The sequence below is a fragment of the Microbacterium sp. 10L49 genome (assembly GCF_056395125.1).
The window spans coordinates 544,606-569,727 of the sequence record NZ_JBFTIW010000004.1; the positions used below are offsets into that span (position 1 = coordinate 544,606).

The 25,122-nt window shown below is 71.5% G+C and carries 24 protein-coding genes and 2 riboswitches; of the genes, 10 read left to right on the plus strand and 14 right to left on the minus strand.

Going from position 1 to position 25,122, the window contains the following annotated elements:
- Positions 1-121 precede the first annotated feature (121 nt).
- From AC1DCT_RS15530 to AC1DCT_RS15540, 3 genes are all read left to right on the plus strand, one after another.
- On the plus strand, positions 122-1,270 hold the full coding sequence (locus AC1DCT_RS15530) for an ROK family transcriptional regulator (RefSeq protein ID WP_440733498.1): 1,149 nt from the start codon (positions 122-124) through the stop codon (positions 1,268-1,270).
- Positions 1,267-2,193 (plus strand): ROK family protein, encoded by a 927-nt coding sequence (locus AC1DCT_RS15535; RefSeq protein WP_477430229.1) that lies wholly within the window; start codon positions 1,267-1,269, stop codon positions 2,191-2,193. Before AC1DCT_RS15530 ends, AC1DCT_RS15535 begins: the two co-directional genes overlap by 4 nt.
- A 64-nt stretch (positions 2,194-2,257) precedes the next feature.
- Positions 2,258-3,037 carry a glucosamine-6-phosphate deaminase gene (locus tag AC1DCT_RS15540; RefSeq protein WP_440733496.1) on the plus strand — a complete coding sequence of 260 codons (780 nt, stop codon included), beginning with the start codon at positions 2,258-2,260 and terminating at the stop codon, positions 3,035-3,037.
- A gap of 15 nt (positions 3,038-3,052) precedes the next feature.
- Here AC1DCT_RS15540 and AC1DCT_RS15545 read toward each other — a convergent pair whose 3' ends face one another.
- The 6 genes from AC1DCT_RS15545 to AC1DCT_RS15570 all read right to left on the minus strand — a co-directional run bounded on the left by AC1DCT_RS15545 (position 3,053) and on the right by AC1DCT_RS15570 (position 10,630).
- Complete coding sequence (locus AC1DCT_RS15545) at positions 3,053-3,460, minus strand: NUDIX hydrolase (protein ID WP_477430231.1); 408 nt, start codon at positions 3,458-3,460, stop codon at positions 3,053-3,055.
- Positions 3,453-4,886, minus strand: coding sequence for an FAD-binding oxidoreductase (locus tag AC1DCT_RS15550; protein WP_477430233.1), 1,434 nt, complete (start codon positions 4,884-4,886; stop codon positions 3,453-3,455). Before AC1DCT_RS15550 ends, AC1DCT_RS15545 begins: the two co-directional genes overlap by 8 nt.
- 8 nt (positions 4,887-4,894) lie before the next feature.
- The gene (locus AC1DCT_RS15555; protein WP_477230977.1) at positions 4,895-5,296 is read right to left on the minus strand and encodes a YrdB family protein; all 402 of its coding nucleotides are present in this window, start codon (positions 5,294-5,296) and stop codon (positions 4,895-4,897) included.
- 10 nt (positions 5,297-5,306) lie between these two features.
- On the minus strand, positions 5,307-7,418 hold the full coding sequence (locus AC1DCT_RS15560) for a sigma-70 family RNA polymerase sigma factor (protein ID WP_477430235.1): 2,112 nt from the start codon (positions 7,416-7,418) through the stop codon (positions 5,307-5,309).
- Between the two features lie 462 nt (positions 7,419-7,880).
- A complete protein-coding gene (gene nagA / locus AC1DCT_RS15565) occupies positions 7,881-9,056 on the minus strand; it encodes an N-acetylglucosamine-6-phosphate deacetylase (protein ID WP_477430237.1) in 1,176 nt (391 codons plus the stop codon).
- On the minus strand, positions 9,053-10,630 hold the full coding sequence (locus tag AC1DCT_RS15570) for a beta-N-acetylhexosaminidase (protein WP_477430239.1): 1,578 nt from the start codon (positions 10,628-10,630) through the stop codon (positions 9,053-9,055). Before AC1DCT_RS15570 ends, nagA begins: the two co-directional genes overlap by 4 nt.
- A gap of 84 nt (positions 10,631-10,714) precedes the next feature.
- Positions 10,715-10,797: riboswitch (ZMP/ZTP riboswitch) on the plus strand.
- 35 nt (positions 10,798-10,832) lie between these two features.
- Here AC1DCT_RS15570 and glyA point away from each other — a divergent pair.
- Together glyA and AC1DCT_RS15580 are read left to right on the plus strand one after the other, a co-directional pair.
- On the plus strand, positions 10,833-12,107 hold the full coding sequence (gene glyA / locus AC1DCT_RS15575) for a serine hydroxymethyltransferase (protein WP_440733489.1): 1,275 nt from the start codon (positions 10,833-10,835) through the stop codon (positions 12,105-12,107).
- Positions 12,104-12,985: a bifunctional methylenetetrahydrofolate dehydrogenase/methenyltetrahydrofolate cyclohydrolase gene (locus AC1DCT_RS15580; RefSeq protein WP_477430241.1), complete on the plus strand. Its 882-nt coding sequence runs from the start codon at positions 12,104-12,106 to the stop codon at positions 12,983-12,985. Before glyA ends, AC1DCT_RS15580 begins: the two co-directional genes overlap by 4 nt.
- 84 nt (positions 12,986-13,069) lie before the next feature.
- Here AC1DCT_RS15580 and AC1DCT_RS15585 read toward each other — a convergent pair whose 3' ends face one another.
- The gene (locus AC1DCT_RS15585) at positions 13,070-13,609 is read right to left on the minus strand and encodes a hypothetical protein (RefSeq protein WP_477430243.1); all 540 of its coding nucleotides are present in this window, start codon (positions 13,607-13,609) and stop codon (positions 13,070-13,072) included.
- 129 nt (positions 13,610-13,738) lie between these two features.
- Positions 13,739-14,326, minus strand: coding sequence for a TetR/AcrR family transcriptional regulator (locus AC1DCT_RS15590; RefSeq protein WP_440733486.1), 588 nt, complete (start codon positions 14,324-14,326; stop codon positions 13,739-13,741).
- Positions 14,327-14,389: 63 nt separating this feature from the next.
- Here AC1DCT_RS15590 and AC1DCT_RS15595 point away from each other — a divergent pair, with 63 nt between their 5' ends.
- On the plus strand, positions 14,390-14,869 hold the full coding sequence (locus tag AC1DCT_RS15595) for a DUF4188 domain-containing protein (protein WP_477430245.1): 480 nt from the start codon (positions 14,390-14,392) through the stop codon (positions 14,867-14,869).
- 19 nt (positions 14,870-14,888) lie between these two features.
- On the opposite strand, the gene AC1DCT_RS15600 is transcribed toward AC1DCT_RS15595, so the two are convergent.
- On the minus strand, positions 14,889-16,091 hold the full coding sequence (locus AC1DCT_RS15600; protein WP_477430247.1) for a HupE/UreJ family protein: 1,203 nt from the start codon (positions 16,089-16,091) through the stop codon (positions 14,889-14,891).
- A gap of 25 nt (positions 16,092-16,116) precedes the next feature.
- On the minus strand, positions 16,117-16,848 hold the full coding sequence (locus AC1DCT_RS15605) for a DUF6882 domain-containing protein (protein WP_477430249.1): 732 nt from the start codon (positions 16,846-16,848) through the stop codon (positions 16,117-16,119).
- A gap of 93 nt (positions 16,849-16,941) precedes the next feature.
- Positions 16,942-17,042, plus strand: a riboswitch (TPP riboswitch).
- On the opposite strand from AC1DCT_RS15605, the gene thiO reads away from it, so the two are divergent.
- The 4 genes from thiO to AC1DCT_RS15625 all read left to right on the plus strand — a co-directional run bounded on the left by thiO (position 17,036) and on the right by AC1DCT_RS15625 (position 20,688).
- Positions 17,036-18,181, plus strand: a complete 1,146-nt coding sequence (gene thiO / locus AC1DCT_RS15610; protein WP_477230970.1) for a glycine oxidase ThiO — start codon at positions 17,036-17,038, stop codon at positions 18,179-18,181. Its footprint overlaps the riboswitch before it by 7 nt.
- A 121-nt stretch (positions 18,182-18,302) precedes the next feature.
- Positions 18,303-18,563, plus strand: a complete 261-nt coding sequence (thiS, locus tag AC1DCT_RS15615) for a sulfur carrier protein ThiS (RefSeq protein WP_441978289.1) — start codon at positions 18,303-18,305, stop codon at positions 18,561-18,563.
- Between the two features lie 113 nt (positions 18,564-18,676).
- Positions 18,677-19,417: a thiazole synthase gene (locus tag AC1DCT_RS15620; protein ID WP_477430507.1), complete on the plus strand. Its 741-nt coding sequence runs from the start codon at positions 18,677-18,679 to the stop codon at positions 19,415-19,417.
- On the plus strand, positions 19,414-20,688 hold the full coding sequence (locus AC1DCT_RS15625) for a ThiF family adenylyltransferase (RefSeq protein WP_477430251.1): 1,275 nt from the start codon (positions 19,414-19,416) through the stop codon (positions 20,686-20,688). The genes AC1DCT_RS15620 and AC1DCT_RS15625 overlap by 4 nt, the downstream gene beginning before the upstream one ends.
- Positions 20,689-20,790: 102 nt before the next feature.
- Here the strand turns inward: AC1DCT_RS15625 and AC1DCT_RS15630 are convergent, their stop codons facing one another.
- From AC1DCT_RS15630 to hpaE, 4 genes are read right to left on the minus strand one after another with little or no spacing between them, the layout of a single operon-like run.
- The gene (locus tag AC1DCT_RS15630; RefSeq protein ID WP_440733479.1) at positions 20,791-21,594 is read right to left on the minus strand and encodes an HpcH/HpaI aldolase family protein; all 804 of its coding nucleotides are present in this window, start codon (positions 21,592-21,594) and stop codon (positions 20,791-20,793) included.
- A complete protein-coding gene (locus tag AC1DCT_RS15635) occupies positions 21,579-22,367 on the minus strand; it encodes a 2-keto-4-pentenoate hydratase (RefSeq protein WP_477230966.1) in 789 nt (262 codons plus the stop codon). The genes AC1DCT_RS15630 and AC1DCT_RS15635 overlap by 16 nt, the downstream gene beginning before the upstream one ends.
- Positions 22,364-23,527, minus strand: a complete 1,164-nt coding sequence (hpaD, locus tag AC1DCT_RS15640) for a 3,4-dihydroxyphenylacetate 2,3-dioxygenase (RefSeq protein ID WP_477430253.1) — start codon at positions 23,525-23,527, stop codon at positions 22,364-22,366. The genes AC1DCT_RS15635 and hpaD overlap by 4 nt, the downstream gene beginning before the upstream one ends.
- 37 nt (positions 23,528-23,564) lie before the next feature.
- Entirely contained in the window at positions 23,565-25,121 is a 1,557-nt protein-coding gene (gene hpaE, locus AC1DCT_RS15645; RefSeq protein ID WP_477430255.1) for a 5-carboxymethyl-2-hydroxymuconate semialdehyde dehydrogenase, read from the minus strand.
- Position 25,122: the final 1 nt, after the last annotated feature.

A 25,122-nucleotide genomic window follows, 5' to 3' on the forward strand; every position in this document is an offset into this window, starting at 1 on the left:
GAGCCAGGATCCGGTAACGTTCGAGGAGACCCGGTTCGCGACGCGCGCGACCGGGCTTGATTTTCACCCGTTCGTAAGGTGTACTAACAAACATGGCCCCACGGATGAGCAGCGTCGCCCGATGAACGCGGAGAGCGGGTCCAGCCCGCATCGCTTCGGGTCCGCGCGCAAGCTGCGCACGAGCACCAAGGTGCTCCCCGAGCACGCGCGCGGACACAATCGCGCCCTGGTGCTGCAGACGCTGTATCACTCCGGCGCCATGAGCCGCGCCGACCTCTCCCGGGAGACCGGCCTCACCCGCGTGACGATCTCCGACCTGGTCGGCGAGTTCATCCACGACGGCATCGTCGTGGAGAAGGGCATCCGCGAGACCACCGGCCCGGGTAAGCCGCCCATCCTCATCGACATCGATCGCGACGGTCATCGCATCGTCGGCCTCGACCTCTCCGGTCCGGGCGCCTTCGAGGGTGCGCTGATGAGCCTGGACGGCGTGGTGCTCGAGCGACGCGAGGTGCCCCGCCCGAACGGCGGCGCGGCCGCGTACGAGGCGGTCCGCTCCCTCGCTGCGGAGTTGGTCGAGCTGTCCACCGTGCCGGTGCTCGGCATCGGCGTCGGTGCTCCGGGAATCGTCCGGCCCGATGGGGTCGTGCTGAACTCGCCCAATCTGGACTGGAGCGATTTCCCGCTCGAGCGGCTGCTCAGCGCGGCCCTGGACCTGCCGGTGCTGGTGCGCAACGACGCGAACGCCGCGGTGCTCGCCGAGTACACCTTCGGCCAGGCTCGTCCGGACATGCTGCTGATCAAGATCGGCCGCGGCGTCGGGGCAGGCCTGATCTCGGACAGCCAGCCCCTCGTGGGCAGCCGCTACGCGGCGGGCGAGATCGGCCACGTCGTCGTCGGCACCGACGGCGGGCCGCGCTGCGCGTGCGGCAAGGAGGGATGCCTGGAGGCCTGGCTGAGCGCATCCCAACTGCGCGCGCGCATCGCCGAGGACCCTGCAGCCGAGGAGCAGGTGCTGCGTGAGGCCGGAACACGGCTCGGCGTCGCCATCGCGCCCATCGTCGCCGCGCTCGACCTCTCCGAGATCGTGCTGTCGGGACCTGCGGATCTGCTCGCCGGCACGCTCATCGACGCAGCCACGCGCACGCTGACCGAGCGCACGCTGGAGGGCGTCTTCGACGACGTCGCGATCCGGCTCACCGCGCAGGACGACATCGTGCTGCGCGGAGCCGCCGTCATGGTCCTGTCGGGCCAGCTGGGCGTCTCGTGAGCGCGATCCGCGTCGGCCTCGACGTCGGCGGAACCAAGATCGACGCGCTCGCTCTCGCCGCCGACGGCGCGATCCTCGCGCGCACCCGCATCCCCACGGGATGGGGCGATCACGCCGTCGTCACCGCCGTGCACGACGCCGTCGACGCGCTCGCCGGCGAGGGCGGCTTCCCGGTTTCGGACGTGGCATCGGTCGGCATCGGCATCCCCGGTCTCATCGATGCCGATGCGGGCCGCGTGCTGCACGCGGTGAACCTCGGCGTGACCGACCTGAATCTCGCCGAGGCCGTGCGCATCCGCCTGCCCGTCCCCGTCTCCGTGGAGAACGACGTGAAGGCGGCGGCCCTCGGCGCCGGGTCACTGCGCGGCGACGCCCACTCGATGGCCTACCTGAACCTGGGCACCGGGGTCGCCGCGGGGATCGTCATCGACGGGGCTCTCTGGCGCGGCGCGCACGGTACGGCCGGGGAGGTCGGGCATCTCTCCGTGGATCCCCGCGGGCGGGTGTGCGGCTGCGGGCAGCGCGGCTGCATCGAGACCTTCTGCGGCGGAGGCGCCGTGACCAAGGCCTGGGCGCGCGGCGGCGATCTTCCGCTCCGCGACATCTTCGACCTTGCGGAGGACGGCGACGCGTTCGCCCTGGAGCTGCGCGAGGGCATCGCGTTCGGCGCGGCCTCCGCGGTCCGCAGCCTCGTGCTCAGCGCCGACGTCGAGACCGTCGTGATCGGCGGCGGGGTCACCGCCCTCGGCGACCGCCTGCTGGACGACCTCGTGCGCCGGCTGCGCCAGGAGGGTGCGGAATCGCCGTTCATCGGCTCGCTGCGGTTGGACCGGAGAGTCGAACTGCTGCCGCTCGGATCCCCTGCGGCAGCGCTCGGGGCCGCGCTCGTCGGGGCCGCCCGCCTGCCCGCCGAACTCGTCTGATCACCGCACCGCCTCGAACCCGCACATCCGAATCCACGCCACCGACACCTAGAGGGAGCACCCCATGGCCGAAGTCGTCATCGTCGAGAACTCCACCGCCGCCGGCGAACTGGTCGCCGCCGAGATCGCCCGACTCATCGCGCGCCGCTCCGATGCGGTGCTCGGACTCGCGACCGGATCCACCCCACTGCCGGTCTACTCGGCACTGCGCACGCGACTCGCCGGCCTCGACGTGTCGCGCGTTCGCGGCTTCGCGCTGGACGAGTATGTGGGCATCGACCCCTCGCACCCGGAGAGCTACCGTTCCGTGATCACGCGCGAGGTCGTTCAGCCGCTCGGCCTGACGCCGGCGCTCGTGCACGTGCCGGACGGATCCGAGGACGGCATCGAGCACGCCGGGGCCGAGTACGACGCCAAGATCCGGGCGGCGGGCGGGGTCGACCTGCAGCTGCTCGGCATCGGCACCGACGGCCACATCGGGTTCAACGAGCCCGGCAGCTCGTTCGCGTCGCGCACCAGGGTGAAGACCCTCACCGAGCAGACCCGGGAGGACAACGCGCGCTTCTTCGACTCCCCGGACGACGTCCCGATGCACTGCATCACCCAGGGGCTCGGCACGATCCTGGAGGCGCGCCACCTCGTGCTGCTCGCTTATGGCGAGGGCAAGGCGCAGGCCATCGCCGACGCCGTCGAAGGGCCGCTGTCGGCCTTGGTGCCGGCCACGGCGATCCAGCTGCACCCGCACGCCACGGTGGTCGTGGACGAGGCCGCGGCGTCGAAGCTCACGCTCGCGGACTACTACCGCTACACCTTCGCGAACAAGCCGGCCTGGCAGGGCATCTGACCGGCGGGCGCGAGTTCAGCGGGCGAGATCCGGCCATGCCAGGGGGAGCAGGTGCTCCTCGCTGAGCGGGGCGAGCGGCAGCGACTCCGCATCGGCCGGGGTGATCCACCGCAACTCGGCGAGCTCGGCCTGCACCTGCACGTCGCCGGGCTCGGCGGTCGTGGCGAATGCGGTCGCGACCACGCGATGACCGGGCTCGTTCGCAGCCGCGGAGACGAACACGCCGAGCGGGCGCAGCGCGTCCTCGTCGATGCGCAGCCCCAGTTCCTCGTGCAGCTCGCGTGCGAGGGTCTGCGCGGCAGTCTCGCCGGCCTCGGGCTTGCCGCCCGGCTGCATGAACCGCTCGGTGCCCTGCTTGCGCACGACCAGCACGCGCCCCGCGGCGTCGGTGATGATCGCGGCCGAGACGTGGATGTCAGGCATGGGGATCCTCCATGTCATGCTGCACCGCGTCGTTCGGCGCTGCGGTGTCGGGCTCGGTGGTGCGGGGCGCGTAGACCCTGCCAGGGGCGAGTATTCCTGTCGGATCGAACGCCCGCACGATCTCGCGCTGCAGCTCCCACTGGTCCTCTCCGAGCTCCTCGGCGAGCCAGCGGCTCTTCAGTATTCCGATGCCGTGTTCGCCGGTGAGCGTGCCGCCCAGGCGCATGGCAGCACGGAACAGGTCGTCGGCGGCCTGCCAGATCCGCTCAGGGATCTCCGGGCTCTGCACGATGAAGTTCGGATGCAGGTTGCCGTCGCCGGCGTGCGCGACCGTGGGGATCTCGATCCCGTACTCCTGCTCGATGCGCGCGATCTCGTCGAACATCGCCGGCAGCGCGCTGCGCGGCACGGAGACGTCTTCGATGAGGGTGGTGCCCAGGGCCGCCATGGCGGCGTGCATCGATCGACGGACCCGCAGCAGCTCCTCGCCCTCGACGGGGTCGTCGGTCACCGTCACGGTGCCGCCGGCCCCGCGCAGCACCGCGGCGATCTGCTCCGCCTCGACCGCGGCCGAGCGTCCGTCGGTCTGGATCGTCAGTTGCGCCACGCCCTCGAGCGGCGGCTCCAGCCCGAGCAGCGCGTGCACGGCGGCGAGGGAGCGCGCGTCCATGAGCTCCATGATCGCGGGCTCGGCGCCCGAGGCGGTGACGGCCGCGGATCCGCGGGCCGCGTCGCGGACGGCGGGGAAGGTCGCGACGATCGTGCACGGGGTGCCGGGCACGACGCGGCGCAGCTTCAGGGTGGCGCCGACGATCACGCCGAGCCGGCCCTCGGACCCGATCACGAGCGACGTGAGGTCGAGGCCCGTCACGCCCTTCACGCTGCGGTGTCCGAGGTGCAGCAGGCGACCGTCGGCGAGCACGAGGTCGAGCGCCAGCACGGCATCGCGCACGACGCCGTACTTCGCGCACAGCAGCCCGCCCGCGCCTGTGGCGATGTTGCCGCCGATCGTGGAGATGTCGCGGCTGGCGGGGTCGGGCGGCCACCACAGGCCGTGTTCGGCGAGGAGCGCATCGAGCTCGGCGTTGAGGATCCCGGGTTCCACCACGGCGAGGAGATCGTCGGGGCGGATCTCGAGCACACGGCGCATGCGCAGAGTGGACAGCACGATCTCGCCGGCGCCGGCGATCGCGGCGCCTGCGAGCCCGGTGCCCGCCCCGCGCACCACGACAGGCGTGCGGGTCTCCTGCGCGATGCGAAGCGTCGCCTGCACGTCGGACGTCGATTCGGCGTGCACCACGGCGAGAGGAACGGACGGCGAGGCATGCCCGGATCGATCGGCGCGGGCGGCGTCGAGCGCGGCATCCGTCGTGTCGACGCGGTCGCCCAGCGCGATGCGGAGCCGGTCCAGGACGGTGACGGGCACCGGCGGCCTCAGGACAGGGCGCGGCGGCCGGCCATGAGTCCCGTGGCGACCGCGACGACGGCGAAGCCGAGTCCGATCCAGGCCTGTCCCATCGTCCACCAGGCGACGGTCACAGCGGCGTAGAGGAGGAGTTCGACGGCGGCGCGCACGAACGGGTGCACGACCAGCACCGGGCGCGGCGAGAGGAACAGCGCCCACAGCAGCAGCGTGATCACCGGCGCGCCGATCGCGGCGACGAGGTTCCACGGCAGGGTCCACGCGGCGAGGCCCCACAGCACGAGCGACGCGAGCGCGGCGACCAGGACGATCACGCGCACGACGTCGAGCGCGGTCGCGCGGGGGAGTACACCCTGCTGCAGGGGAAGCGGGGTGGCCGTTCCGGAGGTCTGGGTGGGGGTGTCGGCGGACATGCCGACAAGTCTACGCGCCGGGCGTAGGGACGACCGCGGCGGGGACGACCGGCTCGGCCGGGGTCGGTGACGTCGGCGACGTCGTGGCCAGTGTTGTCGGAGAAGGCCCTGGCTCGGGGGCTGCTGGCTCTGTCAGTGCCGGACTGATCGAGTCCGCCGTCACGGCGGTCGCTGGCTCAGTCGGCGCGGTCGCGAGATCGGACGGCTCCGAAGCCGGTGCGGTCACCGGCAGGGCATCCCCCGGCGTCGCTGTCGGTGTCTCGACGCCGGACGTCAGGCTCCCCGCTGGGGCGGTCGCGTCCTTGGCGCCGAGAAGGCACTGCGCCCAGCCTTCCAAGTTGTACCGGTCGAACTCGAACGAGGTGGATCCGCCGACTTGAGCACCGAGGACGTACGCGAAGGTGACGGTCTTGCCGCTCACGACCTGGCTGAAAGTCGGGTGCAGCACGACGACGCCATCGCCATTGACGTCGAGGACGGTGGAGTCGATCGGCGACTCGGCGTTGTCGAACGTCGCCTGTACGGTCGCGCCGGGGACACCCTGGACGGGAACCGTGACCGAAATGTCCTTCAAGTACACCAACTGGAACTCGCAGGCAACGGTGGCGTCGCCGAGCACGGGCTTGGAGGCCGGCGGAGTCGAGGGGCCGGGATCCGTTCCGGGGTCGGTGCCCGGATCGGTACCGGGATCCGTTCCGGGGTCGGTGCCCGGATCGGTACCGGGATCCGTTCCGGGGTCGGTGCCCGGGTCCGTTCCGGGGCCGGTTCCAGGTCCTGTGCCCGGATCGGTCCCGGGGTCCGTGCCATCGCTCGGCGGAGTGGGTTCCACGGGGGGAACGACGGGGGCGACGTCGCTGGCGGGCTCGGTCGGAGGAACCTCGACCGGGACGTTCACGACGGTCTTCGGCTTCTCCGGTCGCGGCGCCGGATCCGGAGCCGGGTCTACCGGGGCGGGCGGCGTGACAGGTGCGCTGGACGGCGGGGACACCTGCGCGACGATGCCCGATTGGCCCTGATCGGAGGCGGACGGCGCCGAGGTGGAGGCGGGGTGCGCGGTGAGCCCGGGTACCACGGCCGCAGCGACGATCGCGCCGGCGATCACCAGGGCCGCCGAGCCCGCGCCGACCAGCACGCCGAAGCCCGCGACGGCGCCGCCGGACGAGCCGGATCCGCCGCCCGAGGCCGCCGAGGCCCCGCCTGCCGCGGCCCCTGCGCCGTGCGCGGCCGCGCCGACACCGGCAGACCCGGCGAGGACGGCGCCCTGCACGACGCTCGAGGGCATCGCGGCAAGGGCGACGACCGGAGCGGATCCGCTCTGCAGCGTCGCGAGGTAGGCGCCGGACCCGCCGATGCCGAGCACCAGCGGCAGCAGCACGAACGCGAGGCGGTGCGAGACCTCCTTGGCCTCGGCGGCGACGATCAGGCAGCGTGCGCACTCGCCGAGATGATTCTCCAGCTTGCCGCGGTCGCGTGCCCCGAGATTGCCGCGCGAATAGGCGCCGAGGCGCTCGATGGTCCACTCGCAGACGGAACCGGCCTCGGCGGTGCTCAGATGGGCCTGGATCCATGCCTCGCGCAGACCCTCACGCGCCCGGAAGGCGAGCTGCGCGGTCGCTCCGGCCGTCATGCCGATCAGCGGCGCGATCTCGGCCGGCTTCATCTGCTCGATCTCGGAGTACCAGAGCACCTCCTGCCAGCGCGAAGGGAGGCTGCGGAAGGCCTTGGCGGAGAGGCTGTGGTCGAGGGCGTCGTTCGCGGCCTGCTCGGTCGAGGAGGGATCCGCGACGGTGTCGAGCTCATCGATCGGAGCCTCGCGCCGTGCGCGGCCCCAGCCGGCCGCGGTGTTGCGGATGCTGGTGAACAGATAGGCGCGGAAGGACCCGACGGGGCCTCCGCCCTTCTGGATGGCCTGATAGATCCGGGCGAAGGCCTCCTGCACGAGGTCGTCCGCGTCGAACGTGCTCGTGATGGACCGTGCCACCGAGATGCCCGATGCGTAGTGCCGACGCCACAGCTCGGCGTAGGCGCCGGCATCGCCCGAGCGGCTGCGCAGCACGAGGTCGGCATCGCTGCGCGCCGATTCGGGCGCGGCATCGTTCGGTGAAACGGTGTGGTCGGTCATCTCTCGGTTCTCAGGTCGGAAGCGTTCTCATCAGAAGAGACGCAGACCCCAGGTTCTCATCACGCGGAATATCCATTCTTCACCCTGAAGGGCGAACACGCCAGGGTGCGAACGAAATAGCCGGTCCTCGTCAGGGGCCTCGCGCGTCGGACTCGGTGCCGAGGCGCGTGAGACAGCGTGTCAGAACTTTTCTGAAGAAATCTTGCGAAGTCGCGTAATGGATCCGCGCTATCCCCATCTCTCCAGTCAGAGACAGTCTGAGTGGGCCACCGGGGGGCGGCGAGCACAGGCTCCGGCGGATGGGGATCCGTCGGCGGGGTCGGCCCGGCACCTCGGGGGAGGAGTTCCGGGCCGACCCGCTCTGACACGGGGACCTCTGATCGGGTAACAGAGGATCTGGGGAACACGGGAGGGGGCTGCCGCTGGGGAGCGGCGGCCCCGCCCTGATCGACGGCCTCGCGGTCAGCGCCGCAGCGGCGCGCCGGTCCACACGGTCGCCACGTCGAGTCCGGCGGTCAGCAGCACCGCGTCCGCGAGCAGTCCGGGCTCGAGCTCGCCCAGCTCGTCTGCGACGCCGATGGCACGCGCGGGCGTGCGGGTCAGTGCGAGCACGGTGTCGGCGAGCGGCACGCCGGCCTCCACGGCGCGGCGCAGCGCCACGTCCTGCGTGAGCGTGGAGCCGGCGATCGAGCCGCTGTCCACCCTCGCCACGCCGTCGAGCACGGTGACGTGCAGCGAGCCCAGCATGTAGTCGCCGTCCGCGGATCCGGCTGCCGCCATCGCATCCGTGACCAGTGCGACCCGTTCCGGCGCCTCGTCGAACACGAGCTTGATGACGTGCGGGTGCAGGTGGATGTTGTCGGCGATCGCCTCCAGCGTGACGCGCTCGTCGCGCGCGGCGGTGAGCACCGGCCCGGGATTGCGGTGGTGCACCGGACGCATGGCGTTGAACGCATGGGTGAGGATCGTCGCGCCGGCATCGAATGCGGCGCGCATCGTGTCGTCGTCGGCGTCGGTGTGACCGACCGCGGCCGCGACGCCCGCGGCGACGACGAGGCGGATCGCCTCCAGGCCGCCCTCGAGCTCGGGAGCCAGAGTGACCTGGCGGACCGTGCCGCGGCCGGCGTCGAGCAGACGCTGCACGTCGGCCGCGGCAGGAGCACGCAGCAGCGCCGGATCGTGGGCGCCCATGTGCCCGGGGTCGAGGAACGGACCCTCCAGATGCGAACCGAGCAGATCGTGGTCGGTCTGCATGAGGTCGGCGACCATGCCGACACGGGCGCCCAGCTCGTCCAGGGTCGCGGTGATCAGCGAGACGACGGCGCGCGTCGTGCCATGCGTGCGGTGCATCGCGCGGGCGGTGCGGATCGCGTCCACGCCGTCGTCGAAGGCCGCGTTCGCGCCGCCGTGCCCGTGGATGTCGACGAAGCCGGGGGTGAGGATCGCGCCGTGGCCCGCCGTCTCGCGTGCGTCCACGACGATGTCCGCCGGCACCCAGTCGGATCCGGTGCCGCGCGCTGCGACGGACCCGTCCTCGAACCGCACCCAGCCGTCCTCGACGATCGATCCGCCGGAGACGATACGGGCGGAGTGGATGACGAGGGATCCCCGTACGGAACTCTCGGTGCGGGCGGTCATGCGGTCTCCTCGAAGCTCGGGGCGAATGCGGCGGTGACGGGCTGCGGGATGCCGTCCGGCTCCGGAGTGGTCTCGTCGTCCAGCGCGGTGCGGTCGACGGCGATGCCCGAAGACTCCCACACGGGGATCAGCCGCGCGAGCCTGGCCCGGAACGAGGGCCAGGATCGCTCCGGTCCATTCTGCGCCGACCATCCGATCTCCGCCTGCGCGGCGATGCGCGGGAAGGCGAGGCGGTCGGCATCGGCGAGGCTCGACACGGTCTCGGTCCACAGCGGCGCCTCGACGCCGAGGATCGCATCGGCGGGCACATCGTCGAGGACCGCGGTCGGCTCCCAGTCGTAGGCGGTGCGCAGCGGCACCACACCGGCCCAGGCAAGGCCGAGCGGGAAGCCGGCGTGCGGCTTCATGTCGAGGTACGCCCGGTCGGAGGGGGACAGGATCAGGGCGCCACCGCGCTGGGCGAAGTGCGCGGCATGCTCTCCGTGCGCGCCCTCGGGGACGGCGCCCGCCCAGTACTGCCCGAGCATGCCCTCGGCGAGGTCGTCGACGGCGCCGGCCTCGTGCCAGGCGATGGGGGTCTTGCCCGTGGCCGCGGCGATCCGGCTGACCCGCTCGAAGAACAGCGCGAAGTCCTCGGATGAGGTTCCGAGGCACTCATCGCCGCCGATGTGCAGGTACGGTCCGGGCGTGAGGGCGGCGACTTCGGTGAGCACGTCGGTGATGAAGGCATACGTGCTCTCGTCGTGGATCTGCACCGAGGAATGCCCGACGGCCCAGCCGGTGTACGGCTCGCCGTGCACCGGGAGGGACTGGTTCAGCGCGGTCGATTCGGTGATCGTCTTGTCGCTGAGGGAGGGCAGCGCTACCAGCTCCGGATAGGCGACCCCGACCGCATGGGTGTGCCCCGGCAGGTCGATCTCCGGCACCACGATCATGTGGCGCGCCGCGGCGTAGGCGACGATCTCGCGGTACTGGTGCTGGGTGTAGAACCCGCCGGCGCCTCCGCCGACCTCGCGGGCTCCGCCGCGCTCGGCGAGCAGCGGCCAGGACTCGATCTCGATGCGCCAGCCCTGGTCGTCGGTGAGGTGCAGGTGGAGGTGGTTGTACTTGAGCGAGGCCGCGCGGTCGATCCAGCGCTCGACATCGGCGACCGAGAAGAAGTGGCGCGCGACGTCGAGCATGACGCCGCGGTAACGGAAGCGCGGAGCGTCCTCGATGCGGATCTCCGGCACGGACCAGCCGGCGCGCTCTTCGCGGCGCAGCAGCTGCAGGAGGGTGCGGGTGCCGTAGAAGAGACCGGCGGCGTCGTGCCCCGTGACGCGGATCCCGTCGGCGCCGGCATCGAGCGTGTAACCCTCCGCGGAGCCTTGGGCGGGGTCGATCCCGAGCGTGATCCGCATGCCGCCGCTGTCGTCCACCGCATCGGCGCCGAGGAGCGCGCCGAGTTCGGCACGCAGAAGCGCGACCGCTTCGGGGTCGCCGTCGAGGCGCACGGATCCGAGCGGGACGGATCCTTCGCCGAGTCGCACGGAGGAGGGGAACGGGATGAGCGACGGTGCATCATGCAGGACCATGAACAAAACTTACCGTGCGCACGGCGTGCCGCACGGACGGGCGTCGTCATCGCCCTCCGGATCCCCATCCCGATCCGGTAGGCTCGTCGATGTCGCGACTGGCGTCTGGGTGGGTCACCACCGGGGAGCGACCGTCATGGATTCGACCGCGCGCCTGGGCCGATGAGCACCCCTCTCTTCGCAACCGTCAAAGGAGCATGCCATGACCGACCGTTTCTTCAATGCGCCTCTTTCCGAGGTGGACCCCGAGATCGCCCAGGTCCTCGACCGTGAGCTGAAGCGTCAGCAGACCTTCCTCGAGATGATCGCCTCGGAGAACTTCGTCCCCGTCTCCGTCCTGCAGTCGCAGGGATCCGTCCTCACCAACAAGTACGCCGAGGGCTACCCGGGCCGCCGCTACTACGGCGGCTGCGAGGAGGTCGACGTCGCCGAGGAGCTCGCGATCGCCCGTGCGAAGGAGCTGTTCGGCGCCGAGTTCGCCAACGTCCAGCCGCACTCCGGTGCGACCGCGAACGCCGCCGTGCTGCACGCGATCGCCCGCCCCGGCGACACCCTGCTCGGCCTGTCCCTGGACCAGGGCGGCCACCTCACGCACGGCATGAAGATCAACTTCTCCGGGCGTCTCTACGACATCGTCGCCTACGGCGTGAACCCCGAGACCTCGACCATCGACATGGACGAGGTGCGCCGTCTCGCCATCGAGCACAAGCCCAAGGTCATCATCGCGGGCTGGTCGGCCTACCCGCGCACCCTCGACTTCGCCGCATTCCGCGAGATCGCCGACGAGGTGGGCGCGCTGCTCTGGGTGGACATGGCGCACTTCGCCGGACTCGTCGCTGCGGGCCTGCACCCGAACCCGGTGCCGCACGCGCACGTCGTCTCCTCGACGGTGCACAAGACCATCGGCGGCCCCCGCTCGGGCTTCATCCTCACGAACGACGCCGACATCGCCAAGAAGATCAACTCCGCTGTCTTCCCGGGCCAGCAGGGCGGCCCGCTCATGCACGTGATCGCCGCGAAGGCGACCGCGTTCAAGATCGCCGGCACCCCGGAGTTCAAGGAGCGCCAGGAGCGCGTGCTGCGGGGCGCGGCGATCATCGCCGACCGCCTCTCGCAGCAGGATGTGAAGGACGCGGGCATCGCTGTCCGCTCCGGCGGAACCGACGTGCACCTCGTGCTGGTCGACCTGCGCGACGCCGAGATCGACGGCAAGCAGGCCGAGGATCTGCTGCACGACATCCACATCACGGTGAACCGCAACGCCGTCCCGAACGACCCGCGTCCGCCGATGGTCACCTCGGGCCTGCGCATCGGCACGCCCGCGCTCGCGACCCGCGGCTTCGGCGACGCCGAGTTCACCGAGGTCGCCGACGTGATCGCGCTCGCGCTGCAGCCGGGCGCCGACGTCGAGTCGCTGCGCGCCCGCGTGGACGCGCTCGCCGGCGCCTTCCCGCTCTACCCGGACCTCGTGCAGTGACGGCTCGGATCCTCGACGGCAAGGCGGCCTCGGCCGAGATCAAGGCGGAGCTGGCCGAGCGGGTCGCCGCGCTCGCGGAGCGCGGCATCGTTCCCGGCATCGGCACGGTGCTGGTCGGGGCCGACCCGGCCTCGCAGCTGTACGTGGGGATGAAGCACAAGCAGTCCGAGGCGATCGGGATGAACTCGATCCAGCGCGAGCTGCCCGCCGACGCCACGCAGGCCGAGGTCGAGGCCGTCATCGATGAGCTCAACGCGGATCCGTCCTGCCACGGCTACATCGTGCAGCTGCCCCTGCCGAAGCACCTCGACACCGACGCGATCCTGGAGCGGATCGACCCGGCCAAGGACGCCGACGGGCTGCACCCGACGAACCTCGGCCGGCTCGTGCTCAACGTGAACGCGCCCATCCGCACGCCACTGCCGTGCACGCCGCGCGGCGTGATCGAGCTGCTGCTGCGCAACGACTACGACCTCAAGGGCAAGCATGTGGTGGTCGTCGGCCGTGGCGTCACGATCGGGCGTCCGATGGGGCTGCTGCTCACGCGTCGCGACATCAACGCCACCGTCACCCAGGTGCACACGGGCACGCCGGACATGTCGCCGTACCTGCGCGAGGCGGACGTGATCGTCGCGGGCGCCGGAGTCAAGCACCTCATCCGGGCGGAAGACGTCAAGCCGGGCGCCGCGGTGCTCGACGTGGGCGTGACGCGCGAGACGGATCCGGAGACCGGCAAGAACAAGGTCTACGGAGACGTGGAGCCCGCGGTCGCCGAGGTGGCCGGCTGGATCTCGCCGAACCCCGGCGGGGTCGGCCCGATGACGGTCGCCCTGCTCATGACGAACGTGGTCGAGGCGGCGGAGCGCGCCGCGGGCTGAGCGCCCCGGCGCACGCGCACCGACGACGAACGGGCGGATCCGACGACAGGTCGGATCCGCCCGTTCCGTCTGCGGGTCGCGGGCTCAGCCGAGCTCGTCGAGCATGCGGCGCTGCTCGGGCGTGAGGCCGTCCTGGAGCTCCTCGCGTGCCGCCGCGGTCGCCTGGGAGGACGCGGCGGAGGGAGCCGAAGCCGTCTCGGACGCGGATGCGGAGCGGGATCCGGCGATCTTCGCCCCGGCGGCGTCATACAGCTCGCCGGTCTTGCGTGTCAGTGCATCGTCGACCTGGTCGTAGACCACCCAGCCGACCAGAAGGATCAGCGGCGGCAGGATCCAGCCCCAGACGTTGCCTGCGCGCACGCCGCTGAGCCAGACGGTGAGCAGCCAGATGACGAACTCGACCACGAATACGGCCAGGTACTGCACGACCTTGGTGCCGCCGGCGGACATCGACGACGCGACCCTCTGCAGCAGCGGCTTGAGGAAGAGTGCCGCCAGGGTCAGGATCACCGATGCCCAGAGCGCATGCAGGCCGACTCTGGCGGGTGTCAGCCACCCGATGACGAGCAGCACGACCACGTTGAAGACGTAGAGCGATGCGAACCGCACGATCAGATTCCTCATGCGTCCAGACTGTCACGGAATCGGGTCCGGGGCCCGCTGCCCTGGTCGGATGGGCAGGGGTGGGGCGGATGCCCGGCTCTGCTCAGCCGGTTTCGGGCGGCCCGGCCCGGCCGGCTCGGCGCGAGTGCGTCAGCGCCCCGGGTGCACCGCGGCGATCGTGTCGAGCACGGACGCGTAGACGGCGTCGGCGTCGATCCACGGCGGTGCGACGCCGGCCAGTTCGAGACTGACCGCACCGTGCACCTGCGCCCATACCGCGAGAGTGCTGCGCAGATCGACCCCCTCATCGACACGGCCGACCCCCGTGAGCGTGCGTGCGAGGGGAAGGAGGGCGTCCAGCTCCGGATCCGGGTCCGGACCGCTGCCGCCGTCCGTCGCGCCGTGGGCGGCCCCGGCGATCGCGCCGCTGAACATGAGCCGGTAGCGATCGGGGTGCTGCAGCGCCCAGGCCCGATACGCCTCGCCGAGGGCTCGCAGGCCGCCGGCCTCTGCTTCGTGCTGCGCCTGCGCGAACGACGCGAACGAGTCCGCGATCACGGCGGTGATCAGGTCCGCCTTGCTGCCGAACAGGGTGTAGACGGCGGAGGTCGAGGTCTCTGCGCTGAGCGCCGCCTCGCGCACGGAGAAGCGCTCAGGCCCGTCGCGGTCGATCATCGCCGAGGCGACCTCGATGAGCCGGGAACGCAGGTTCGCATCGTGGGTGATGGGTCTTGCCATGGACGCGACTCTACCGTAACGTCGTTCTGTAACGACGTTCTATAACAACGTTCGAAAGGAGCGATGATGGGTCGGCAGGTCTTTCCCGGCCGGTACACGGCCGTCGTGGATCGCAGTGACATCACGGTCTTCGTGATCGGGATGCGTGCGAACAAGTGGTGGCAGCTGGGCCGCGTGCAGCGCGTGGCGCGGCAGATGCCGAAGATGCTCCGCCATCTCGCGCAGCATCCGGAGACAGGCATGCTCGGCTGCGAGAGCTGGCTGGGCCGCACGACGATCCTGCTCTCGTACTGGGAGAGCCCGGAGCACCTGCAGTGCTTCGCCGCGGATCGCGACGCGCCGCACCTGCAGCCCTGGCGCGACTTCATGCGCACGCTGCTCGGATCCGGCAGTGTCGGCGTCTGGCACGAGACCTACCAGGTGCCGGCGGGGGAGATGGAGGCGATCTATGCCGACATGCCGCTCTTCGGGCTCGCCGCAGCCACGGCCCACGGGCCCGTCGGTGCGGGGAGGAACACAGCGCGTCAGCGGCTCGGCCGCTGACGGCGTCGCCCTCGGCGGCTCAGGGGGTTCCCGGCAGGCCGAGGACCCGCATCGCGAACCAGAGCAGGCCGAACAGGAGCACCACGGCGGTGACGGCGATGCCCAGCACGGTCGCCGTGCGGGGCATGCGGCGGCGCAGCAGCAGGAGCGGCGGGAAGACCACGAGGATGACGGCCAGCTGCACCGCCTCGATGCCCAGGTTGAACACGAGCAGCGACCACAGCAGCGTCCAGGACCACGGCTCGTCGATCTTCAGCGCGGTCGCGAAGCCGAGCCCGTGCACGAGGCCGAAACCGAACACGATCCCGAGTCGCACGAGCGAGGCCGAGCGGGACGGCGGCGGCGTCGGCTCGCCTCGTCGTCGCGCCGCGCGTCGGAGCCGCTCCTCCCAGAGATGCCAGCCCGCGACGGCGGCGATCGACAGCGCGATGGCGGGCTCGACCAGATTCGCACCGATGTGCACGAGCCCGAGCGCGGCGAGCAGCAACGTGATCGAGTGCGCGAGGGTGAAGCAGGTCGCGGCGAGGACCACGTCGCGCAGCCGGCGCGAGCTGATGATGAGCGCGATGAGGAACAGGATGTGGTCGATCCCGGTCAGCAGGTGCTCGGCGCCGAGCAGGAAGAACTCGGCGAAGCGCGCGGTCCAGGGCTGCGCCGTCGAGAACTGCGGGTGCGCGGCGTCGAGGGCGGCGCTGCCGCTGCGGCCGTCGATCGCGTACGTCACGATCGTCTTGGTGTCCCTGACCATGCCCTCGGCGTCGGGGAACAGCGTGCTGTGCACGACCAACGCGCCGCCGTGGCCGGCCGCGCACGCATAGCGGATCCCGAAACGGGCGTAATCGGTCGCGTCCCTGGTGTGGAACACCGCGGGGCCGTCAGGATGCGGTGCACAGACCGAGCCGCCGTCGACCGCAACGGTGAATCGTTTCGTGGTGTACGCGAGGATGGCGGCGGCGTGGTCGGCGAGCACCTGGTTCTCCGCGCCCGGCCGAGGGTGCTCGATGGCAGTGGCGAAGAGCGCGGGGTCGTCCTGCGCCTTGGCGGCGGACGCGCTGAGCAGCTCGTACTGGAGGTCGAACTCGACTCGGACATCGCTCGGGCCGGTCGCGGTGAGGTCGGCATACGCGACCGTGGTCACATGCGCCCAGGCCGGGCCGGCGGACAGCAGCAGCGCGGCGACGGCGACGGCGAGGGCCACCGCGACGCGCGAGGCCGAACGCATCTCCGGGTGCTTCGCAGCGCCCGGATCAGGCCTGCGGGGCCTGCCCGAGCTGCGACTCGATGCCCGCGATCCGGGCGTACTCGTCGAAGCGGAACGTGGCGCTGCCGCTCGCATCGCTGACGACCGCCGCCGAGTACGCCTCATCGGCCCACTGCATGTTCCAGCCGGCGAGCCGGGCCAGATCCCACACGGAGGAGCGCGCGTCGGAGAGCGTCAGCTCGGACAGGATCCGAGGCAGGGCGACGACGGCGTCGGCGACCGTGAGCGGCGGAAGGGCTGCGTCCAGCAGGAACACGGCGCGCGTGCCGCTGCCGACCGGGGCGGAGTAGTACGGCGAGCGTCCGGTGATCTCCTCGGCGATCGCGCCGACCTGATGCGCGACGCCGGCGATCCAGCCGTCCAGGTCCGCGTCGATCTCGGCCGGGAACGGCAGCTCCGGATTGGACAGCGCATCGATCGAATAGGTCGTGCCGTAGTCGCGGAGGCCGGCGACGGACGGATCGGATCCGCCCTGCGGGTGCGCCCAGGCCCACATCAGCGAACGGGGTCCCGGGGCGATCGTGGCGACGAGCGATGCCCGCGCGACGAGCTGGCGGCTCGGATCGGTCTCCGACGTGAAGGTGAGGGTGCCCGCTGCAAGGTCGACGTCCCAGCGGTGCTCGCCCAGGGCGGCGGTCGCGGTGACCAGCTGGTCCTGGCGGAGGGCGGCGAACAGCGCGGCGCGGTCGGCGAGGGGCGCGAGGGCGGGGAACGTCATGCCCTCATCCTGCCGCGCAGGCCTATGAATGCGCCAGTCGCGCCGTCACGGAGGCGGCATCGGTGCATCACCGTCGTCACGACCCCCTAGGGTGGAGGGGTCCGCGGGAGCCCAGAGGGGCTGAGAGGGCCACGTGCCGACCGCTGAACCTGATACGGGTCATACCGTCGTAGGAAAGGGCACAGCCATGCGCATCATCGTCGTCGGCGCCGGGATCATCGGCCTCGCCAGCGCTTCCGAACTGCTTCGACGCGGGCACGAGGTGACCGTGTTCGACCCTGCCCCGGCGGCGGGGGCGAGCCGCGCCGCCGCCGGGATGCTCGCTCCGACCACCGAGCTCGCCTGGGGTCAGGACGCCCTGCATCCGCTGCTGGCAGAGGCGGCGGCGCGGTACCCGGCCTTCGTCGCCGCCCTCGAGGAGCGCACCGGGCTCGGCACAGGCCACCGCCGCACCGCCACACTGGCGGTCGGCGTCGACGCCGCTGACCGGGCGACGCTCGCCGAACTCGCCACGCTGCGCGGAGGCGCCGTGCGGAGGATCACCGGATCGGAGGCGCGGGAGCTCGAGCCCGCGTTCGCCCCCGCCGTGTCCGGGGGACTGCTCGTCTCCGAGGATCATCAGGTCGACCCGCGCCTGGTCACTGCCGCGCTGCTCGCCGAGCTCGGCTCGCGGGTGCGCCTGGACGCGGTGGCCGCCGTCGAACGCGAGCCCGGCTCCGGACGTGCGACCGGGATCCGGTCGGCATCCGGCGAACGCGCGGTTGCCGACGAGGTGCTCGTGGCCGCCGGCCTGGGTGCGACGCTGATCGACGGAGTGCCGCGGCTGCCGCTGCGGCCCGTATGGGGTGACATCCTGCGCCTGCGGGTGCCGGATGCGATCCGCCCGCTGCTCACGCACACGGTCCGCGGACTGGTCCGGGGCTCCGCCGTGTACCTCGTGCCGCGCGAGGACGGCGAGCTCGTGCTCGGCGCCACCGTGCGCGAGGGCGGCGTCGAGGGCGTGCAGGCCGGTGGAGTGCTCGCGCTGCTGCGCGACGCGGAGCGGATCCTGCCCGGCATCGCGGAGTGCGAGGTCGTCGAGGTGCTCGCCCGGGCTCGCCCCGGCAGCCCCGACGCCGTGCCGCTGCTCGGCCGTGTCGCGCCCGGGCTGGTCGTCGCCACCGGGTTCGACCGGCATGGCGTGCTGCTGACGCCGTTGGCCGCTGAGCTCGGTGCGGACCTGGTCGAAGGGCGAGATGTCGCCCCGGCCTTCTCGGCGGCGCTGGATCCGTTCCGCTTCGGCGGCACCGGCGTGGCGGATGCCACCGTCGCCTCTGCTCTCAGCGTCGCCTGAACACCTCGTCCGTCGTGCGCCCGGACCTCGCCGTGCACTCGGCGCCCCGCGCCGGTGCCGGCGTCGCCGGTGCCTCTGCAGGTCCCCTCCCGCGTATCCCGCATCCTCCGAAGAAAGGCCGATGATGACCGACACCTCCATTGCCCCCACGATCCGGCTGAACGGCGCCCCGCGTGCCGTCGCGGCCGGATCGTCTCTGCTCGACCTGGTGGCGCAGGTCACCGGGCGCGAGCTCCGCGCCGACGGCACGCGCGCCGACGGCGGACGCCTCGGCGTCGCCGCGGCGATCGCCGGCTCCGTCGTGCCGCGCACCGGCTGGTCCGTGCGCACTCTCGCCGATGGCGACGAGGTCGAGGTCGTCACCGCGGTGCAGGGCGGCTGACCGTCATGACCGCGATCGACACCACCCGCGCGCGTCCCGACCTCGCTGCGGACCTGCCCGCGGAGACGGATCCGTTCCTCGTCGCGGGGGAGCGGTTCTCCTCCCGTCTCATCATGGGGACGGGAGGCGCGACCAGCCTCGCACTGCTGGAGCAGGCGCTCCTGGCCTCGGGCACCGAGATCACCACCGTCGCGATCCGCCGGTTCTCCCCGGAGGGACGCGACTCCGTGTTCGCGCTGCTGGAGCGGCTGGGCGTGCGCGCCCTGCCGAACACCGCCGGCTGCTACACCGCCCGCGACGCCGTGCTGACCGCGCAGCTGGCCCGCGACGCGCTCGAGACCGATTGGGTCAAGCTCGAGGTGATCGCCGACGAGGAGACGCTGCTGCCGGATCCGGTGGAGCTGTTCCGGGCCGCGGAGGAGCTCACCGCCGATGGTTTCCGCGTGTTCGCCTACACGAACGACGACCCCGCACTGGCTCGCCGTCTGGAGGACGTGGGCGTCGCCGCGGTGATGCCCGCCGGGTCGCCGATCGGCAGCGGTCTGGGCATCCTGAATCCGCACAACATCGCGACGATCGTGGACCGCGCGGGGGTGCCGATCGTGCTCGACGCCGGGGTCGGCACCGCGTCGGACGCCGCGCTGGCCATGGAGCTCGGCGTGGACGCGGTGCTGCTCGCGAGCGCCGTCACCCGCGCGCACGACCCCGCGGCGATGGCGAGGGCGATGCGCGCCGCCGTCGAGGCGGGGCGGCTGGCGCGCGCGGCGGGGCGGATCCCGAAGCGACCGCTCGCCCTCGCCTCGTCGGGCGGCGAGGGGCTCATCGCACGCCGCCCGTCGGAGGCGGACCTGTGACGCCGGCCGCCGTCGGCGCCGCCGTCGCGGACGATGTGGTCGGGTCGGCTGATGCGGTTGGGCCGGCTGCGCTGCCACCCCTGGTGGAGCCAGGCCCCGAATTGCCTCCGGCGCGGGCCGCGCGGTTCGCCCGGCACCTCGCCCTCCCGGGGGTCGGCGTGGAAGGGCAGCGCCGCATCGCCGCCGCCCGCGTGCTGGTGATCGGCGCCGGCGGATTGGGCGCCCCCGCGATCCAGTACCTCGCCGCGGCCGGCATCGGCCGGATCACCGTGGTCGACGACGACCGGGTGGAGCGCACGAACCTGCAGCGACAGGTGCTGCACACCGAGAGCGATGTCGGTCGTCCCAAGGCCGAATCGGTGCGGGAAGCCGTGGCGGCTCGGGACGCCGTGGTGCAGGTGGTCGCACGGGTCGAACGGCTCGGTCCGGACAATGTGCTCGCGCTCTTCGCGGCGCACGATCTCGTGCTCGACGGCAGCGACAACTTCGCCACCCGGTACCTCTGCAACGACGCGGCGGAGTTCACCGGCACCCCCGTGGTGTGGGCCGGGATCCTGCGCTTCGCCGGCCAGATGAGCGTGTTCTGGCCCGGTCGCGGGCCGATGCTCCGGGATCTGTTCCCCGAGCTTCCCGATGACGAGTCCCTCGACTGCGCGACCGGAGGCGTGTTCGGCGCGCTCTGCGGCGTGGTCGGATCGGCGATGGCCGTGGAGGCCCTCAAGCTCGTCTGCGGGATCGGCGAGCCGCTCGTCGGACGGCTCGCCCGGTACGACGCGCTCACTGCGAGATGGGACGAGCTGCGTTTCGCGGCGGATCCGGACCGCCCGCGGGTGACCGGGCTCGAGGCGGTCGCAGATGCGTGTCGCGCGGCGGCGGCGCTGCCGGAGGATCGCCTCGAGGACATCTCCGCGGGCGAGGTGGGCGTGCGCCTGCGCGCCGGGGCGGGCGGTCTCGTCGTGGTCGACGTGCGCACGTCCACGGAGCGGGCGGCGGCGTCGATCCCGGGATCCGTGCACGTGCCGCTCGACCGTATCCTCGCCGACGGCTGGCCTGCGCTCGCCGCGGGGCTGGGCGAGGCCGCCGCGGACGGACGCGACATCGTCGTCACCTGTCAGTCCGGGATCCGCTCGGCCCGTGCGATCGATGCGCTGCGAGCGACCGCCCCAGAGGACACCCCGCTGCGCAACCTCGCCGGCGGCATGGCGGCCTGGGGCGTGCAGACGGCCGGACCGGGGGAGGAGCCGTGGCCCGCTCAGTCCGCGGCGCCCTGAGCGGGCCCCAGCCTGGCAGGTTCCCCTTCCCGTTTCAAAGCGCGCAAATGGTTCCACATCGGGCTCGGATGGAGCCATTTGCGCGCTTTGAAACGGATCGGGTCAGTAGCTGGCGGCGGGGCCCGCCTCCGGGGCCGGGAGGAAGCGGGTCGCGAGGGCCTCGGAGGCGCGGGCGAGCAGAGCCACGTCCGCCCCGACGGCGACGAACGCGGCACCCGCGGCGATGTACGCATCGGCGGCGACCGGGTCGAACGCGTTCACCCCGACCGGCTTTCCGGCTGCGGCCACCGCACGGAACACGTGCTCGACCGCGGCGACGACGTCGGGGTGCGTCTGCTGTCCGAGCAGCCCCATCGACGCCGCCAGATCCGAGGGGCCGACGAACACGGCGTCCACGCCGTCGACGGCGGCGATCTCGGCGGCCGCGTCCACGCCCGCCGTGGTCTCGATCTGCACGGTCAGGGACACGTGCTGCGCTGCGTCGCCGAGGTAGCCCGCGACGCGGTTCCAGCGGGCGCTGCGGGCCAGGGCGGATCCGACGCCGCGGACGCCCGCGGGCGGGTACCTGGTGGCCGCGACCGCGGCGCGGGCCTCATCGGCGGAGGAGACCATGGGGACGATGATGTTCTGCGCGCCCAGGTCGAGCACCTGCTTGATGATCACCGGGTCGTTCCACGGCACGCGCACGAGAGGCGTGATCGGGTAGGCGGCAGCAGCCTGCAGCTGCGTCTGGAGCGAGTCGAGCGTGTTGGCCGAGTGCTCGCCGTCGATCAGCAGCCAGTCCAGTCCGGATCCGGCGGCGATCTCGGTGACGAGAGGACTGCCGGTGCACGCCCAGATGCCGATCAGCGCGCGGTCCGATGAGGCCAGGTGCTCGCGGAAGGTCGGATTCAGACGAAGCGGCATTCGATCGTTCCCATCGGTCCGTAGTCGCACAGCACCTCGTCGCCGCGCGCCACCCACATCGGGCGCGTGAACGATCCTGCCAGGATGATCTCTCCTGCCTCCAGACGCGCGCCGTGCTGGTGGAACTTGTTCGCCAGCCAGGCGACGCCGGTGGCGGGGTGGCCCAGGACTCCGGCGGCGACGCCGGTCTCCTCGATCTCGCCGTTGCGCGAGAGCACGCCGGGCACCCAGCGCAGGTCGATCTCGTCGGGGCGCTTGTGCACGGTTCCGAGCACCATGGCGCCGTAGGCGGCGTTGTCGCTGATCGTGTCGACGATCGTGCGTCCTTCGAGCTCGATGTGCGAGTTCAGCACCTCGAGCGCGGGCACGGCGTAGTCGATCGCGGCGAGGGCGTCCTCGAGTGTGCAGTCGGGGCCGGACAGCGGCTCCTTGAGCACGAAGGCCAGCTCGACCTCGATGCGCACATTCGAGAAGTGATCGACGGGGATCTCGGATCCGGACGGGTACACGGTGTCGTCGAACATGACGCCGTAGTCGGGCTCCGTGATGCCGGTGGCCTGCTGCATGGCCTTCGAGGTGAGGCCGATCTTGCGCCCCACGAGCCTGCGACCCGCGGCCACCTGCGCGTCGCGCCAGACGCCCTGGATCGCATACGAGTCCTCGACGGTCGCCTCGGGATGGCGTGCCGTGATGCGCGGGATCACGCCGTGCGTGCGGTCGGCCTCGGCGAGCTCTGCAGCGAGCGCGGCGATGGTGGATTCGGGCAGGCTCATAGCTGATGGCCGAGCTTGTATTCGCCCTGCTTCCACTCCGGCATGGCCTCCTCGTCGGCGGGACGGGTGTAGCTGAACCCGTCGGCGCCGATCGTGACGGCCATCTCGCTGGAGTCGGTGCGGGCGACGACCGGCTGCGGGTTGCCGTCCAGGTCGAGCACGAGCGATGCGTCGGTGTACCAGGACGGCACGACGGGATTGCCCCACCAGTCGCGGCGCTGGTTGTCGTGCACGTCCCACGTGATGACCGGGTTGTCCGGGTCGCCCGTGTAGTAGTCCTGCGTGTAGACCTCGACGCGGTGGCCGTCGGGGTCGCGCAGGTACAGGTAGAACGCGTTCGACACGCCGTGACGGCCGGGACCGCGCTCGATCGCGTCGGAGCGGCGCAGCGCCCCGAGCTTGTCGCAGATCGCGAGGATGTTGTGCTTCTCGTGCGTCGCGAAGCACACGTGGTGCATCCGCGGGCCGTCACCGCCGGTCATGGCGGTGTCGTGCACGGTGGGCTTGCGGCGCATCCACGCGGCGTAGACCGTGCCCGCGTCGTCCTGGATGTCCTCCGTGACGCGGAAGCCGAGGTCCTGCATGTACTTCACGGCGCGCGGCACGTCGGGCGTGACCTGATTGAAGTGGTCCAGGCGCACGAGCTCGCCGGGGATGTGCAGGTCGTAGCGCCAGCTCATCCGCTCGACGTGGTCGGTCTGGTAAAAGAACTCGTACGGGAAGCCCAGCGGATCCACGACCCGCACCGAGTCGCCGATGCCCTTCACGAAGCCGTCCGGGTTGCGGCGCACGTCGCAGCCGAGCTCGGTGTAGAACGCGACGGCGAGGTCGAGGTCCTCGGGCGTCCGCACACGGTAGGAGAAGGCGGCGACCGCCGCGACCGGGCCCTTGCGCAGCACGAGGTTGTGGTGGATGAACTCCTCCGTGGAGCGGAGGTAGATCGCCTCGTCGTCCTCTTCGGTCACGTACAGCCCGAGCACGTCGACGTAGAACACCCGCGACGCGGCCATGTCGGTGACGACGAGTTCCATGTACGCGCAGCGGAGCACGTCCGGCGGCGGGGAGGAGGGGGTGGCGACCGGGTTGTCGGTCGTGATGGGCGCCTCCTGGCTGGTGAAGAAGCCCGAGGAGGTGAGCGTCATGTCTGCACGATTGGTCATGTCAGCGTCCTTGCGGGATGAGAGGTTCGGGATCCGGTCAGCGGGGATCCGGGTCGTCGAGATCCTGCTCGGCGGGCGTCCCTGAGCCCATCGAAGGGTCCTGCTTGCCGAACACCGGGTTGTGCGGGGCGCCGAGCGTGATGTGCACGCTCTGCTGGTCGGTGTAGAAGTCGATCGAGCGGTAGCCGCCTTCGTGCCCGAGGCCCGACGCCTTCACACCGCCGAACGGCGTGCGCAGGTCGCGCACGTTGTTCGAGTTCAGCCAGACCATGCCGGCCTCGACGGCACCCGCGAAGTTGTGCGCGCGCTTGAGATCGTTGGTCCAGATGTACGCGGCGAGGCCGTAGCGCGTGTTGTTCGCGAGCGCGAGCGCCTCCTCGTCGGTGTCGAAGGGGGTGATCGCGACGACCGGGCCGAAGATCTCCTCCTGGAAGATCCGGGCGTCCGGAGACACATCGGCGAACACGGTCGGGGCGACGTAGTTGCCCGTCGGGAAGCCCTCGGGGCGTCCGCCACCGGCGACGAGACGACCCTCGCCCTTGCCGATCTCGACGTAGCTCATGACCTTCTCGTAGTGCTCCGGGTGCACCAGAGCGCCCACCTCGGTGGTCGGGTCGTGCGGCAGGCCGACCTTGACGCGCTTCGCCTGGGCGGCGTAGCGCTCGACGAACTCGTCGTAGATGTCGCGCTGCACGATGATGCGGGACCCGGCCGTGCACCGCTCGCCGTTCAGCGAGAACACGCCGAAGATGCAGGCGTCGATCGCGGTGTCGAGGTCGGCATCGGCAAACACGACGGCGGGACTCTTGCCGCCGAGCTCCATGGACAGGCCCTTCAGGAACGGCGCGGCGTTGCCGAAGATGAGCTGCCCGGTGCGGCTCTCGCCGGTGAAGGAGATGAGCGGCACGTCAGGGTGCTTGACGAGCGCGTCGCCCGCATCCTCGCCGAGACCGTTGACGAGGTTGAAGACGCCCTGGGGGAGCCCCGCCTCCTCGAAGATGCCCGCCCACAGGGAGGCGGACAGCGGCGTGAACTCGGCCGGCTTCAGCACGACCGTGTTGCCGGTCGCGAGCGCGGGGCCGAGCTTCCACGACTCGAGCATGAACGGGGTGTTCCACGGCGTGATGAGGCCCGCGACGCCGATCGGCTTGCGGTTGACGTAGTTCATCTGCTTGCCGGGCACCTTGAACGCGTCGTCGGCCTGGGCGACGATCAGGTCGGCGAAGAAGCGGAAGTTCTCGGCGGCACGGCGGGCCTGGCCCAGCGCCTGGGTGATCGGAAGGCCCGAGTCGAAGGACTCCAGCTCGGCGAGGCGCGCGTCGCGGGACTCGACGATGTCGGCGATCCGGTGCAGCACCCGCGAGCGCTCGCGGGGGAGCATGCGCGGCCAGGGGCCTTCGTCGAAGGCGCGCTTGGCAGCGGCGACGGCGCGCTCGATGTCGGCCTTCTTGCCGGCGGCGGCGTGCACGTAGGTCTCGTTGGTGACGGGGTTGAGCACCTCGAAGGTGTCGCCGTCGAGGGAGTCGACGAACTCGCCGTCGATGTAGTGCTGGATCTTCTCCGGCAGATCTGCCGGGGTGTAGGCGTCGGTCATC

Excerpts from the sequence above, each read along its gene's own strand:
- AC1DCT_RS15600 (WP_477430247.1), bottom strand. The coding sequence starts at position 16,091 with ATGCGTTCGGCCTCGCGCGTCGCGGTGGCCCTCGCCGTCGCCGTCGCC.
- hpaE (WP_477430255.1), bottom strand. The coding sequence starts at position 25,121 with ATGACCGACGCCTACACCCCGGCAGATCTGCCGGAGAAGATCCAGCAC.
- nagA (WP_477430237.1), bottom strand. The coding sequence starts at position 9,056 with ATGACCGCCCGCACCGAGAGTTCCGTACGGGGATCCCTCGTCATCCAC.
- hpaD (WP_477430253.1), bottom strand. The coding sequence starts at position 23,527 with ATGACCAATCGTGCAGACATGACGCTCACCTCCTCGGGCTTCTTCACC.
- thiS (WP_441978289.1), top strand. The coding sequence starts at position 18,303 with ATGATGACCGACACCTCCATTGCCCCCACGATCCGGCTGAACGGCGCC.
- AC1DCT_RS15530 (WP_440733498.1), top strand. The coding sequence starts at position 122 with ATGAACGCGGAGAGCGGGTCCAGCCCGCATCGCTTCGGGTCCGCGCGC.
- AC1DCT_RS15620 (WP_477430507.1), top strand. The coding sequence starts at position 18,677 with ATGGGGACGGGAGGCGCGACCAGCCTCGCACTGCTGGAGCAGGCGCTC.
- AC1DCT_RS15635 (WP_477230966.1), bottom strand. The coding sequence starts at position 22,367 with ATGAGCCTGCCCGAATCCACCATCGCCGCGCTCGCTGCAGAGCTCGCC.
- AC1DCT_RS15590 (WP_440733486.1), bottom strand. The coding sequence starts at position 14,326 with ATGGCAAGACCCATCACCCACGATGCGAACCTGCGTTCCCGGCTCATC.
- AC1DCT_RS15605 (WP_477430249.1), bottom strand. The coding sequence starts at position 16,848 with ATGACGTTCCCCGCCCTCGCGCCCCTCGCCGACCGCGCCGCGCTGTTC.
- AC1DCT_RS15540 (WP_440733496.1), top strand. The coding sequence starts at position 2,258 with ATGGCCGAAGTCGTCATCGTCGAGAACTCCACCGCCGCCGGCGAACTG.
- thiO (WP_477230970.1), top strand. The coding sequence starts at position 17,036 with ATGCGCATCATCGTCGTCGGCGCCGGGATCATCGGCCTCGCCAGCGCT.
- AC1DCT_RS15560 (WP_477430235.1), bottom strand. The coding sequence starts at position 7,418 with ATGACCGACCACACCGTTTCACCGAACGATGCCGCGCCCGAATCGGCG.
- AC1DCT_RS15570 (WP_477430239.1), bottom strand. The coding sequence starts at position 10,630 with ATGGTCCTGCATGATGCACCGTCGCTCATCCCGTTCCCCTCCTCCGTG.
- AC1DCT_RS15555 (WP_477230977.1), bottom strand. The coding sequence starts at position 5,296 with ATGTCCGCCGACACCCCCACCCAGACCTCCGGAACGGCCACCCCGCTT.
- AC1DCT_RS15545 (WP_477430231.1), bottom strand. The coding sequence starts at position 3,460 with ATGCCTGACATCCACGTCTCGGCCGCGATCATCACCGACGCCGCGGGG.
- AC1DCT_RS15585 (WP_477430243.1), bottom strand. The coding sequence starts at position 13,609 with ATGAGGAATCTGATCGTGCGGTTCGCATCGCTCTACGTCTTCAACGTG.
- AC1DCT_RS15595 (WP_477430245.1), top strand. The coding sequence starts at position 14,390 with ATGATGGGTCGGCAGGTCTTTCCCGGCCGGTACACGGCCGTCGTGGAT.
- glyA (WP_440733489.1), top strand. The coding sequence starts at position 10,833 with ATGACCGACCGTTTCTTCAATGCGCCTCTTTCCGAGGTGGACCCCGAG.
- AC1DCT_RS15630 (WP_440733479.1), bottom strand. The coding sequence starts at position 21,594 with ATGCCGCTTCGTCTGAATCCGACCTTCCGCGAGCACCTGGCCTCATCG.